Here is a 14,354-nt window from a genome sequence, read left to right as displayed (position 1 = left end):
TAGGCGCTATTCTTGCCACGTTATTTTTTCAGTTTGAGCGTATTAAAGATTAAATCTAATAAACCTGAGTTATCTACGGATTGCAGCACAGTAATTGGCTTTGTTTTTGGTTCAGGAACCCCGACCCGTAAGCGCAGTGCGTCATAGCAAAAGCTTTTACCGCGCAGCACTCCCTGAAGCTCAATACCTACGTGCTTTTTATCATAAGTCACCAGGCTCTTATCCAATAACCATGCTACGGTTAACACATCATGTATCCAACACCCTGCTAAATGGCGTGTCGCACGTGAATAGTCCATCCACGGTCGCATTGTTGCCACAAGAAAACGGCTCAGTGGTGTAGCAATTTGAGCAAGCTTATCAAGATCCTCATGCACCATTTGCGTTTGTACGGTGACATCCATTGGCACTAAAGTCAGATTTGCTCCACTATTAAGCACCGCGTAGGCCGCTTCAGGGTCGATGCCAAAATTAGTGTCTTTCAAGTACCCCGGCACGTTAAAAACCGCCCCCATGATTACTATCTCTGCCACGTTTTTAGCCATGTCAGGAAACAACTGCATTGCTATTGCGATATTGGTTAATGGGCCAATGGCAATAATCGTGACTTGTTTTGGGTTCTGGCAAACTAACTCGCCAATACGTAACGCGGCTTCTGGGATAGACTTCGGTAAGCTAGGTATGGATGGAAGGCCATCCCATAGGTGCGTAAGTTGCGCTCGTTCAGCGCCGTTATCGAGTAGTTCACGCCATGGTGAGCTAGTTTCAACCAACGCTGACGACGCACCACGATAAACAGGAATATTTTCACCCAGTGAATGAACTAAATGACTAGCAACGTCAAAGCCAATTTCGCTAGGTGTATTACCCGAAACTGTGGTGATCATTTCCAATTTGATTTCAGGTGCAGCGATAGCCAGCGCAAGTGCTAGGCCATCATCAACATTCGCACCAACGACCCCATTACCGGGGTCGCAATCTATAATCACACGCATAAATTTCCCTGAAACAATAAATAATCAGCACCCACATGAGTGCCCGATTTGTAATTCAAATTCCACTTCACAAATGGCTTCTTTTTGCGGCCAATTTTGTAAGATGTGTATCGCTTTTTGCGCTATTTTATCAACAGGCTGGCGAACAGTTGTGAGAGTTGGAACAGTATATTCTGATTGCACGGTACCGTTAAAACATACCAGTGCAATGTCTTCTGGTACGCGTAATTTTAATTCTGCTAAGGCTTTTAAACAGCCAAAAGCTTGCAATTCATTCGTGGCAAAAATAGCTTCGGGGAATCCCTCTTCCCGCATCTGATAGATAGCTTGGTAACCCCAATCACGGGTGTATTCCCCCGATAAAATCCATTTTTGTTGTATGGATAACTCCGCTTCTGTCAGCGCAGCTTTCCAGCCATTTAAGCGGTCTTGTGTGTTGAGCATCTCATTCGGGCCACAAATAATGCCAATATTTTGATAGCCATGCTTAATGAGATGACGGGTAATTTTATAGGCGGCCAGTTTCTCATTCACTTGAATGGTACTGATCCCTTCCGCAGCCTCAATCCTGTCAAGCATCACACAGGGCGTGCCCGATGACTGAATTAAATCAACATAGGGATGCCGGTCAACACTGGTATAAATAAGCCCTTCAACTTGCCTTAACAACAGGTTATTAATCAGTTCTTTTTCACGAACCCGAGAATCCCCCGCATCCCCCAGTAACAAAACATGCCCATGTTTAAACGCTTCACGCTGCAAAGCATGCGCAATAGAGGCTAAAAAGGGGTTAGAAATATCGGGGATCACTAGCCCATAAGTTTGCGTGCTCCCCGAAGCTAGGGCTTTTGCAATACCATTTGGCCGATACCCCGTTTTTTTGATTGCTGCTAACACCTTTTGCCGCGTTGCCTCTGCAACAGGACGAGGGCCATTGTTAATCACATAACTGACTACCGCAACCGAGGTTCCGGCTTCGCGGGCAACATCTACCCGCGTCACTTTACGGTCATTTGTATCTGACACCCAGCAATTCCTTTTTCTAACATGACTTTGCCAAAGAATAGCAGCCACTCTGACTTTTATATACAGCCATGCTTACTTTTATATACAGCCATGCTTACTTATATCGCATCTTCTGGTAGATTTAGGTCACGGCCTCGCGTTTCTGGTGCAAAGAATGTGGTTACTAAACCAATACATGCCATCGCAATAAAATAAACGGCTATCGGCCACCAATGCCCTGTCCATGATAGTAATGCAGATGCCACCAGCGGCGCAGTACCACCAGATAAAATAGAACCAAGCTCTTTAGCGAAAGCCATTTTAGTATAACGATTACGTACACCAAATAACTCCACCCCCCAAGCTGCTTGTACGCCAAAAATCCCTAGTGATGCTAACCCCATCCCAATAACAATGGTTGGAATAACAATCATTGGCTCTCGGGAGTCTAATAACATGAAAGCGGGCACGGCATACAACATCAGTAAAAAACAGAACCAGCGATAAACAATCCGACGCCCAAATTTATCTGATAACCACCCGGCAAATGGAATGATGGCAAAACCAAGAATTGACGCTATCAAAACCGCCGTTGTTGGCACAGATTTATCAACCAACAATATTTTGGTGACATAACCGATAATAAAGCCTTGAGCAAGATAAGATGGCCCATTTTCACCAATACGCAACCCGACCATGGTCCAAAACGCACGCGTTTTTTGCCAAAATGAACGGTTATCTACAGGGTGAGCGACAGCATCAGATTCCAATGCGAGGCGGCGTTCTTCAGCAAGCTGTTCTTTTTGCCGCTCAAAAACTGGCGTCTCACGCATATGTTGACGAATAAATAATGCCGCCAATGCAATCAAAATACTGCCAAGGAAAGGAATCCGCCATCCCCATGACATCAAACTTTCTTTGTCCATTTGTAACACTATCAGCCAAATCATTGAGGCCAGTAATGTTCCACTGTTGGAGCCTAATGCAATAATCGAAGAAACTAAACCACGGCGTTTTACTGGCGCATATTCACCTAGCATCACAGTACCACCGGATAGCTCAGCTCCCGCCCCTAAGCCTTGAGCAAACCTTAGGATCACCAAACAAACAGGCGCCCAAACACCAATTTGTGCATGGCTGGGTATTGCACCAATTAATGTAGTCGATAGCCCCATCAATGCAATCGTGATGACCATAACCATTTTTCGGCCATGTTTATCACCTAGCCAACCAAAAAATAACGCGCCTATTGGACGTGCAATAAACCCAACTGAATAGGCTGCAAAACTGGATAACAGCGCCATAATAGGCGTTGCATCAGGGAAGAAAACATCACCGAAAATAATACCTGCCGCTAAACCATAGAGAGCAAAGTCTGCATATTCCATGGTTGTACCTAACCAACAAGAAAAAATCGCCCGCCGGAAATCTTTTTTTCCTTCTGGCGTACTTAACCGCTCTTGCGCGGCTTGTTGACTCGCCTCGATATTTAATTGTGTAGCCATAGTGATAAACCCTTGGTGTTGGCGCGAAGCCTATTAATCAAAAAATCTAACTGGCGTTTTTTATTTACTTAAAGGATAGTCTACGCGCGTAGAATTAAGCAAACGAGGGTATGCTATTTTGTGAGCATTATCACTTGATGACAAAAATATGAATTTTAAATGACTGAAATGACACGATAGGAAATAAATCAACAAAAGCCACGCTCGTATAAATACTGTGGCTTTCTGTTTTTATTTAACACTCAATAGATACTCGACAATATCCTGTAAATTATACCATTTCATCCAGACTTCATCGCTAATGGGTTGCCCGGTATACTGCTCAATGGCTGCTATCAACTCCAACATTTCCAAAGAGTCAATATGCACATCCGCAATTAATGCCGAATCAAGAGTAAAATCATTTGTAATGCCGGAATAGGTTCGAATTAAATGAATTTGGTCGAATAACCACTGCCAGTGAATTTCTGTCGATAAAGTCATTTTATTCACCTTGAGACTGCTTCGCATAATCTAATTTTTCATTTAAATTACGTGTCATTAGCCCTTCTGCAGACAATACAACTTTAGCACTACCATCAATATAAGATGTTCTATAGTGAGAGGCATTTTTAATGGCCAAAAACGATTCTGTCTCTGCCGGTTTGGTTGATTTCTCCTTCACTAGCTCTCTATTATTGCTGAGTTTCACACCTTCAGGAACTTTTTTGTCGATTAAGTAACTACCGTAGTGACTACCCAGTTTAGGCGTGATATTCAGTGGTTGCTTACTCTGACTCGCTAATTTAACAGAAGATTCAGGCTGGTCTTCAATCGATTTCAATATTTGCTTTTTCTTCTCAGCTAAAGAGCCTTCGTTGCTTGATTCGATAAAGAGTTCCGGTTCAATAGTTGCAACCTCTTGGTCATTTTCAGCACCTCGATTAAGAGACTCATAATCTGGTAAAGGTTTTTTCTCTGTTGCATTTAATACCGCCCGTAATACTACGCTTTCTTGTGATAAAGGCGCATTGTCATCAAATGGCTTATCACTTTCATGGGTATTTGATAAATTAAGCTCTTGATCTGTCTTACTTTCATGCTTTTGATGAGAAATATACTCAGAATTTGCACTTAATGGTGAATTAGCATAATTACTTGATAAAATTGTTTTATAATTATTTGAAATAATCCCAGGTAAATCCGTTCCTAATTGGCTGGCCAAACCATCAACCTCATCGCTCGATGATTCATTGTCAGGGTTTTCTTGTTTCACAGATTCCGTTAAATTCATTTTGACTTTTAACGGCATAATGATGCCTATTTTTTCCTCTAAACTACGGAATATATTATTTAATTGCTGATACTTATCGCCATACTGATTAGCAGGAACTTTATTATATTCCATTATTAATTTAGAAATATCACTATCTAGCTGTTCATTTGCTTCTGTGACTAAAAACTTATCTACTGAGTGGCTTTGAATTTCATTATCAGGGAAATATGCAGTTAATTGCTGTTTAATTGCCGGGGAAACATACTTCTCTTGGTAACGCATTACCAAGTCATTATTCCCTTTAGTTAATAAAAAATTAGCGAGTTGCGTATCTACCTTTTCCTGTTGACCATTTAAAATATCTTTAACATTTTTTTCTTTACTTAAATTTGTTGTATTTATACTTTTAACTAACTCTGTCGCTGCAGAAAGTAAAGCTCGTGGTATTTCTTGGGGCTCAAATAACGTCAATACTACCAATGCACTTTCAGGTCTATGATTTATTTCCTGCTGCAAAGTACAGCCATGCCCCCCTGCATTTAATACCTTTTCAACCATCTCATGAGTAATATGACTGTCAGAAGAGCTAAGTAGTTGTGTAATTTTTTCTATTTGTTGTTGATGGTTTCTCGCATGTAATTTATTAACATCGCCAGAGATATTAATTTCATTTTCAATATTATTCTTAGGTAATAAACTCTCGGTTCCCGATGAAATAATTTTATTTAGTTGATTAACAAATTCACCACTACTTTGTTGGTTATGGTTAATATTATTAATGTTAGCCTTACACGAACTACCAATGTTTGATGTTGGCATCAAAGGTTATCCTTATAATAAACAATTATTAATTTCTTGTATATATACTAACTATTAACTAAACCGTTATTATATTGGTTGAGTTCTTGAATTAACTTTATCAATAATTGAGTTAACGTATCAAAATGACTATTATCTTGGCGGAAAGTCTCTAATAAACGAGAAACCGAACTATTAACTGCATTTTTTTGAGCATCAATTGCAGTTTGCAGGCTTTGTACAGTCTGAGCCATTAAGTCCACGCCTTTACTCGCCCAACCTTTTTCATATTTATCAACATCATAAATCACCTTCATAATTTCCCGGAGCGGGTTAATATCTGGATAAATACGAATAAATTTATTATTATTCTCATTTCTTATTTCCACACTAAAACCTTGGCCGTGTAGTTTTTTTTTCCAAAATGCAAAAGCCGAATCACTATATTTCATTTGATATATACTCTCCGCACTTTTATCAGGTTCAGACCAATTTTCATAGTACCTTTTATTCGCCTCATCAGAATCTGTTATCTCAGGTTTATTTCCTCTTACTTCTTTATGATCTGTATACTTGTTAAAAAGCTCATCGAGTCTATCTAATAATGCAACTCGCAGAAATTTGATTTTTCCACTATCCCCTGCCTTAATATATTCGGATATTTTACCAAGGGCAGTATTAACATCCTGCATATATTTTGTTGCCGATTTTATGATGTTACCGAAATCTTTTTGGTATCCAGAATTAATATTCTCTATTATTTTAGAAATTTCGCCAATATGGCTTCGACCATCATCAATCGGCTGAGAACGAAAAAAATGAGTTGCCGCACCACTGGGTAATGTCGCGAACTCTTCAGATAACTTTATTAATACTCTAGAGGTGCTGTCCCCTGATATTTTTAATTCTCGGATTAAAGCGTTTGCCTGTTCAGAAATATCATTTAGCTGATCAAAAACAATATTAGTTCGTTCTATAGGTTTGGCTATTTCATCACATAATTGCTCATAATAACTGACGACTTGTTGATAGATATCCAAATTAGGATCAATCAAAACACCTTCCCCGACAGGGGAAGGATTGTTATCAATTAAACCGACATTATTTACGCGTGAAAGCTGAATATTTGCCAATAGGTTCAATGATGTTGTACTCATTATTACCCTCGTATTGCAGCTTGGAATGTGCGCGTTTTAGAATCACGAATATCCCTTAAAGCTTCATCCATTTTCTTCAACAACTCAGTACTTTCACTCATCGTTTTCTCTGCATTTTCAGAGACTTTACGTGCTGCTGATGACGTTTCCTGCTCTATCATCGCGCTAGCACTTTCCGCTTTAGCCCCAGCTTGTGATGCCGACCCTGCCATATTCCCTGCGCTATCGGATAAGCGAGCCCCTTGTTCTGCTACACCACGTTTCACACTCTCTTTGGTGACAATATTGTTATGATCATTAAGCTGATTTTGGCCGTGAGCTTTCGTACTATCCGCTGCATTTTGCATATTTTTCGCAACTAACGTTTTCTGCCCCGCCGTTGCTTGGTCAACCAACTCAATAGTACTACCGTCCTTACCTTTTAGTACGGTACTTCCGTTATTTTTTCCTGTTAACTCAGAGGCATGACCATTAAGTTTATTACCTGCATTAATATTATTAGTACCCGTTTTTAAGTTAGTGTTTATCGATTTATTTTGCGTATGTAACGATTTCGCTTGGAATGCAGCACCTAAACCACTTACGCCTAATGAGACGCCAAAATTAATCATGGCGCTCTCCATCATTTTTTTTCCTTCTTTAATGGTAGATGTGGCGGCTGCCGCCACCATTTTGCCACTTAAGATATTAAATGCTGCATTAAGTTGGCGGTCTGAGATTTTAATTTCGGATGCAACTTTGCGGATAAGCTTTGATATTTCAACAATAATATCACTGCTGATAATACCAATATATTCACTCGTCTTCGCGGAGCTAATGCTTTCAATCGCTTTTTGTTCTGCATTTTTAAAAATATGATGCAACTCATTAGCAAGTTTAGGAGGACATGCACTTAACCGTATTGCCGCCTTTTCTATTTCGTCTGAATCAAGCTCTGATAGGGCGCCCATTAATTGTTCTGGCATTATTTCCCCACTCGATGGTGACTTTAATACCGGCTTATCTGAAAATTCTGCGGGTGTTAATTGTGGCAAACTTGCTAAATTAATTTCTTGTCGAGCAGATGGATGAGTTGAAACAGATATCTCTTTTTTATTACCTAATGCTTCAGCATTGAAAACAGCTTTATTGGCTATAACGGGTTGTGTCATAATGGGTGTCATATAAAATTACTCCTTAGTTTACGCAAAGCGTGCGGTATTCATCATATCGACTTTACTTTGACCCGATTTTTGAAGGCCATTAAGCATTGATACAAACATTTCATCAAACTGCTCATAGTTTTTCGACATAGCTTGAATTAATTGATTAAGTAACTCGGTAATAGCTTCGATAGCAGAGTTATTTAACATCATACCTGCAAGCATCTCTTTCATTTTGGCTCCCATTGATGCCGCGTGTACATTTAACCCTCCTGTTGTCGCTGCATTTGCAACTGTAAGCCCTGCATTCATGCCTCTTGCAGTAACTTCTAATTTGGCCATTGCTACACTTGGATTTTTCACCGTGTCGACTTTTTTGATTTTAGCTATCGTGTTTTCGGTCGTTTTCACGGTATCTTTTGCATCATCAAATTTGTCTGCCAGCTTGGTGAATTTCGTTAACTTCACCATATCATCTGTGCTATCAGCCACTGAATCGCTCACTTTTGCAGTTTTGGTTGCCATATTACCCAATGCATTAGTTAAATTTTTTGGCATGGCTTTAATTGTACTTTTGAGTAAAGAACCCGCATTTTTGAGCAATAATTGAGCCGCACTCTTCACCGTATTCACGATATTTTTAGCCATTGAACCCATAGAAATTAACGAAAGAGCTAAAAATGCAATCGCAGCGACAATCATTCCCACGATGCTACCAATCTGCTTAGCTTTATCTTCATCAACACCAAATTTAATCAATACATCCGTTACTACTGAAGAAATTTCATTAGCAAGCATCTGCATTAAGCTACCGTGCCCTGTTTCTTCCAATACAATGTCCGCAACCGCCATAGAAATACCAATAGCTGCAATCGCAAGTGTTAACGGTGCTGCTGTTCCAAAAGAAGCTACGGTAGCAACCACTGAAACAGCTAAAAGTACATAACTAAAAATTTTACTGGCACAAGATGCCGCTTTATTTGCTTCAGCCGCTTTACGTTCAGATTCCGCGGCCTCTTTTGCTTTGTTATCAGAATCTTTCCGAGAGGCCTCATTGATTTTCATCATCACTGCTTCTTGCTCTTTCATGTTACGAATAGAGTCTTCATTCATAACCTTTTTAAGCTGAGCCGTCAGCATCGTTAAGAGAGATAATGTGTTCTCCCATTTCTCACCGTCAACCTCAACAGACCTAGGTGCTGTTTCCATAAATACATTCAGTTTTTGGCTGGCGTCGTCAGAAGTTTTTACAAGCTCATATTCTTTATTTATTAGAACTTCATAATTATTTTGAAGTTTATCGACATTTTCAGTTAACGTTCCAACATTAGCTTTAAATAAAGTTGTTGTGCTTTCTAAAGCATCACGTTTATTTGTCAACTCTTCGAGTTTATTGGTAAGCACTTCTATTTTATTTTTAATATTAACTTCTTGGTTATAAACTTCTTCTGTAATAGGTTTATCAAAAGTATTTATTTTCTCTAATCGTTGTTCACAATTGCTTAATTCTTCCTTTGTATTCGTAATATCATTTATATTATCTGCTACAGAAAATTGATGTTCCTCTAGTAAATTTAAGGTATTCGCCAACTTATTTTTACCTAAATCTAAAATACCTTTGGCCTCATCTAATTGATGTTTAATATTAAGTGCTTTTTTTGTCGAATTTGCGAAAGAATCAAGTAACTCCTTCCCTTTCTCTCGTAAGGAACCTGATTCAAGGTTTAAAAGCTGTAACCGATTACTTAGTTCACCAATATTACCTTCATGTAACAACCGACGAATTGTCGCAAATGTTTCAACCAGTATGGCCATTGCATTAGATGTTTTATCTTGCGAAGATGATTGTGCACTTAGCATAGCTTTTGCCATCATCGGCTTATTCAGGCGAGGCGAGCCTTCTATCTTAGCTCGTTTTGCTTGTTCTCCCGATATGGACTCCCTACATACATCCTCTAAAGCTAAAACTGATTTTGTAATATCCTCACTTAGTGCTAAAGGATTACTACCTTGTAAATAGGCATTAATATTATTTATTCGTTCACTATTTCCTAAAGCTTTAATATCTACCATGCCATTTCCTCGTTATATATTAGAATCTCTTTCTGAGTTTTTCTTTAATGCATTTAAATAAGCTTGAGATTTATTTTTTAAATCAATATCTGTACTGCTTTTTACAACGCTTTCAAAACAATGAATTGCGGCACTGCTTTTTTTCATCATTAAATTGCACTGTCCTGCATGGAATAGCGGGCGGTAATCATTTTTTGCCAATACAAATGCGAGAGCATATAATTCAGTTGCTTTGTCATACCGTTTCGTTAATTGATAGACAGCAGCAAGCCCCATCACATAATCTGTATTATAGAAATCATAAATACTTAGAAATCGGAAAAAAGTTTCTGCTTCTTTTAATTTGCCTTGTTGATAGAACTCGTATGCATAGGAATAAATGCCATCCATTGTACTTTGTGGGATCCCGTGAATATCTTTATAAGTTGCACCATCCATTAGTGCAGTTGTAATATTGTCAAGTAATTCTTCCATATCAGATTGTTGAAAACTCTCTGTTTCCGCATTATTCATATATTTACCTTATTGTTGATATGCAATGCATAACATATACTTTATGCTTGCATCATAATTAACCGATTTGATTCTTTCTTTAAAAAAACGATTTAAGTAATAAATAAATTATTAAGTTCGCTATTATTTTTCGAATATGCCTCGTTCTCTGATATTTTTTCTAATGCTTTATCAATATCGACTCCCATTTTTACTAATTCTATACGGATTAACCATGATATTATTTGCATAACATCTTCTAATCCTTTTTCATCAATAAAACTATCATTTTTATATGACCGCCATATTTGCCTAGCTAAAACGATATCCCTAATAACTGGAACACCTTGTTGTTCCGCGTATTTAATAATTGCTTTTGCTTGTGCGCCTTTACTTTTAGAGAATAAAAAGGGTAATGGTGCAATATTCGAATCATAATAAATAAGCAATGCAATATGCGTTGGATTTGCCATTACAAATGTTGAATTACGAACATTTGATTTAACCTCTTCAGACAGTAATTCCTGATGCATTCCTCGACGTGCACTTTTGATATGAGGATCACCTTCATTATCTTTGTATTCCTTTTTAACCTCTTGCTTTTCCATTTTTAAGTTTTTAATATACAAAAAGAATTCAGCTATTGCGTCAACCAAGATAATAATAAGAGCAACTGCAAGAAAGACGACAATAAATGTTACGCACAAACTAACCCATTGGCTAATCATCCCATTAATCATTGTTCGGTAGAGCATAAAAATATCTTTACGCCAAACAATAAAAAAGACTAATATTGATATAATAAAGACAATTAAATACAAAATCGCCTTAATTAACTCTTTCAATGAATTCAATGAAAATATTTTTTTAAATCCTGCAATTGGATTTAATTTAGTAAAATCAAGCTTTATTGCTTCACTGGCCAATCTAAATCGACTTTGTAATAAAGAAATAATTGTACCGGATAAAAAACAAGTAAATAGAACAGGTAATACAATACTTAAAAATATCGTGAAGAATTGCCAAAGTAGTGCATCAATTTTTATCTCCGTTGGGGATAAAAATATTTTTCGCATTAACCCACCCAGTTCATATAAACTAGATACGCCTTCAATAACAAATGCACTTACGACTAATACAATTGCCGCAACGCTATCTTTACTCTTAAAACTTTGCCCTTTTTTAGCTGAATCTCTAATTTTTTTATCCGTAGGTTTTTCTGTTTTTTCAGCCATATTTATTTATATCCATAAAATCAAGAAGAAAGGAATATGTCTCGCAGTGGTGAAATCGAAATCATATTGACTAATATCTCTGGTACCTCATTATGGAAATAAAGTAAAAAAACACAGAAAGCGATGATTGATTTTATTGCTAAAGATAATGAAAATGCATTTAATTGAGGGCAAAAACGGGAATATAGCCCTAAGGCAACCTCTGTAATAAATAATGTCACTAATATTGGGGCAGTTAAAACAACTCCACTGACGACCATTTTATTTAACCATTCCCCCAAAGGAAGGCTATTAAATGACGTAAATCCATGGGCAAAGGGTAATAACTGATAGCTCTGTGCGAATAGATTAGCAAGTTGATACATTCCATTTTGTGCTAAGAATATCATACACGTAATATGGTTTAATAATACAGCAAGCTCCGAAGCTTCGGTTCCACTCGCAGGGTCAACAATACTACTAATCGTCTCGCCACGCTGCGCATCAATTAATTCGCCAACAATATTGGCTATCATAAAAGGCAGCGCTAACATCAGTGCTAATACGAGTCCAATCGAAATTTCATAAATAAATACATCAACAAAATTAATTTCATCCCATTGTATTTCATAGGATGAAAAAAAAGGCCATAAACCTAATGCAATATAAGCCACCACACAGTTTTTAATAATCCCACCATTAAGTAATTTGTTACTTAAAAAAGGTAATAAAAACATCACTGGTGCAATTCTCAACCAAGCTAACGCTATTTTTATCAATCCTTCTTGAAAGATAAAATAGAGCGAGGACATCAGCGATAGTATTTCCTGATTCATCCGAATAACCCGATAGCAGGGATAGCAGCGCTTAAGGTTTCTAATGCGAAATTCATTACCTTATCGGATAACCAACCAGAGATCATAAAAAGTGAACCAAAAACAGCTAATAATTTAATACCAAAAGGTAATGTTTGCTCTTGAAGTTGCGTGACAGTTTGTAGTAACCCTACCAATAATCCTACTGCAGTAGCCACTATTACTGGTATTGCAGATAATATAACGATTAATAACATCGTTTTGTTACTTAAATAAACGATTTGATCCATAGTATCATTCGCTTTAATGCTGTGCTAATTCAATGTATTGCATCACTAACCCCTTAGAAATCAGTGACCAGCCATCAATTGCAACAAATAGAATTAATTTAACCGGAATCGAAATTGTTACTGGGCTCATCATCATCATACCCAGTGCCAATAAAATGCTGGAAATAACTAAATCAACTACAACAAAAGGTAAATAGATATAAAAACCAATTTCAAAAGCTGATTTTATTTCACTTAATGCATAAGCAGGTAATAAAGAAAATAATGTAGCTTCGCCTTCATCAGCGGTCACTTCTTCTTCACTTCGACCTTGTTGTATTGACTCAAAGAACGTCACTAGTTGTGGATCTGAATATTTTTTCAAATACGCTTTATATCCCCCCAGCCCATTTTCAACAAAACTATCGATTGATTCAGCATTACTAAAATCAACCTGTTCTTGTCGCATATGATTATTCACATCCTGTAAAACTGGCATCATAACGAAAATAGAAAGTAACAATGCAATACCATTTAATACCATAGTAGAAGGAACTTGTTGAACGCCCATCGCGTTGCGTACCATAATTAATACAATAGATATTTTTAAATAGCAGGTGCCTGCAGCAATAACAAATGGCAATAATGTCGAGAATGCGATAATCGCTAATAATGGGATCCCATCAGGTATCGTTGGCATATTAAACTCTTTTATCACCCAAACTGACAACATGTGTGATTTCCAAACCTAACTCATCACTATTGCCAATATAAATAAGCTCCCCTTCTGCAATAAGTTGCTTATTAGCATAGGCTTTAACTTCACGTTCTTTATTTTCACCAATAGAATAAATATAACCGGGCTCCATTTTTGAAAGCTCATCGACCGTAATATCACTATGACCTAAAACAAAGGTTAATTTAATATTCATTTCTTTTACATTAAAGGGGCGCACAATTTCTTGCATTTCATCTTCTTCAGGAAATACGAATTCCTCTTCACTCTCTGGCGCCACTAATTCTTCAATCATAAGTAGTCCTTCATCTTGCTTTTGAAATCGAGCTAATACCTGTCCTGCCACAGACATATTTAACTGTAATTGTTGGATACTCAGCACATCACGTAATTCTATAGTTTGCAAAAGTTTGGCACTAATATAGCTATACCCTAATATCCAATCCGCTCGCAGTTTTAAATGGTCGAATATCTGATTAGTTCCCTGCTTTTTTTCGAGGCTTTCTATTGGTTCTGCTAATAATACTTCCCCGAGGCTAGCTTCTTTAACAATTAGCCATGGCTGGTAATTAATACGCATATCATCAACTATCTCGACAGATTCACAACGGAAATTCTGGGAGAAAAATGTAATTCCAATATATTCAGAAGCAAACAATTCACATAGCTGGCTGTTTGATAATGAACTCCATGCATAATGAACCAGTTCAGGCCAACGATAATGACACCAACTTTCAACAACAACGAATGCATTTATTTTCTGTGTTTCACTCACTAGTGATAATTGAAAATAACCAATACTGCGGTTAGCTAGCTTTATTTGTGGATTAACTAAATAATATTGCTGCCAAATTTTAAGTTGTTTTTCTTGAGAGCTGATCCGTCTAATCTTCAACAT

14 protein-coding genes are annotated in these 14,354 nt (G+C 37.5%); all 14 read right to left on the bottom strand.

All coding sequences use genetic code 11. The annotated features are described in order from the left end of the window. Window positions 1-20: 20 nt before the first annotated feature. Window positions 21-995: a nucleoside hydrolase gene (locus tag M1F17_RS00745; RefSeq protein WP_318837176.1), complete on the bottom strand. Its 975-nt coding sequence runs from the start codon at window positions 993-995 to the stop codon at window positions 21-23. Window positions 996-1,019: 24 nt separating this feature from the next. Continuing rightward, on the bottom strand, window positions 1,020-2,021 hold the full coding sequence (locus M1F17_RS00740; RefSeq protein ID WP_094960853.1) for a LacI family DNA-binding transcriptional regulator: 1,002 nt from the start codon (window positions 2,019-2,021) through the stop codon (window positions 1,020-1,022). A 98-nt stretch (window positions 2,022-2,119) separates the two neighbouring features. Beyond that, entirely contained in the window at window positions 2,120-3,505 is a 1,386-nt protein-coding gene (locus M1F17_RS00735; protein WP_094960854.1) for an MFS transporter, read from the bottom strand. A gap of 231 nt (window positions 3,506-3,736) precedes the next feature. Continuing rightward, entirely contained in the window at window positions 3,737-3,988 is a 252-nt protein-coding gene (locus tag M1F17_RS00730; RefSeq protein ID WP_094960855.1) for an acyl carrier protein, read from the bottom strand. A gap of 1 nt (window position 3,989) precedes the next feature. After that, the gene (locus M1F17_RS00725) at window positions 3,990-5,579 is read right to left on the bottom strand and encodes a hypothetical protein (RefSeq protein ID WP_318837175.1); all 1,590 of its coding nucleotides are present in this window, start codon (window positions 5,577-5,579) and stop codon (window positions 3,990-3,992) included. A gap of 47 nt (window positions 5,580-5,626) precedes the next feature. Continuing rightward, a complete protein-coding gene (locus M1F17_RS00720) occupies window positions 5,627-6,715 on the bottom strand; it encodes an IpaD/SipD/SspD family type III secretion system needle tip protein (protein WP_094960857.1) in 1,089 nt (362 codons plus the stop codon). A gap of 2 nt (window positions 6,716-6,717) precedes the next feature. Continuing rightward, entirely contained in the window at window positions 6,718-7,878 is a 1,161-nt protein-coding gene (locus M1F17_RS00715; protein WP_094960858.1) for a hypothetical protein, read from the bottom strand. Window positions 7,879-7,896: 18 nt separating this feature from the next. Then, window positions 7,897-9,930: a type III secretion system translocon subunit SctE gene (gene sctE, locus M1F17_RS00710; protein ID WP_094960859.1), complete on the bottom strand. Its 2,034-nt coding sequence runs from the start codon at window positions 9,928-9,930 to the stop codon at window positions 7,897-7,899. A 12-nt stretch (window positions 9,931-9,942) separates the two neighbouring features. Further along, window positions 9,943-10,443, bottom strand: a complete 501-nt coding sequence (sicA, locus tag M1F17_RS00705) for a type III secretion system translocator chaperone SicA (protein WP_004262993.1) — start codon at window positions 10,441-10,443, stop codon at window positions 9,943-9,945. A gap of 92 nt (window positions 10,444-10,535) precedes the next feature. After that, window positions 10,536-11,657, bottom strand: a complete 1,122-nt coding sequence (locus tag M1F17_RS00700; protein WP_112308001.1) for an EscU/YscU/HrcU family type III secretion system export apparatus switch protein — start codon at window positions 11,655-11,657, stop codon at window positions 10,536-10,538. Window positions 11,658-11,677: 20 nt separating this feature from the next. Next, complete coding sequence (sctT, locus tag M1F17_RS00695) at window positions 11,678-12,472, bottom strand: type III secretion system export apparatus subunit SctT (RefSeq protein ID WP_094960861.1); 795 nt, start codon at window positions 12,470-12,472, stop codon at window positions 11,678-11,680. After that, complete coding sequence (gene sctS, locus M1F17_RS00690; protein ID WP_004262998.1) at window positions 12,469-12,741, bottom strand: type III secretion system export apparatus subunit SctS; 273 nt, start codon at window positions 12,739-12,741, stop codon at window positions 12,469-12,471. Before sctS ends, sctT begins: the two co-directional genes overlap by 4 nt. Before the next feature lie 13 nt (window positions 12,742-12,754). Then, on the bottom strand, window positions 12,755-13,411 hold the full coding sequence (locus tag M1F17_RS00685) for an EscR/YscR/HrcR family type III secretion system export apparatus protein (protein ID WP_172412213.1): 657 nt from the start codon (window positions 13,409-13,411) through the stop codon (window positions 12,755-12,757). Window positions 13,412-13,421: 10 nt separating this feature from the next. After that, window positions 13,422-14,354 carry a FliM/FliN family flagellar motor switch protein gene (locus M1F17_RS00680; protein WP_180312285.1) on the bottom strand — a complete coding sequence of 311 codons (933 nt, stop codon included), beginning with the start codon at window positions 14,352-14,354 and terminating at the stop codon, window positions 13,422-13,424.

Source organism: Providencia sp. PROV073 (assembly GCF_033688125.1).
GTDB classification, from domain to species: domain Bacteria; phylum Pseudomonadota; class Gammaproteobacteria; order Enterobacterales; family Enterobacteriaceae; genus Providencia; species Providencia hangzhouensis.
The sequence above is the reverse complement of the archived record's forward strand: the minus strand, read 5'-3'. Positions and strand labels throughout refer to the sequence as shown.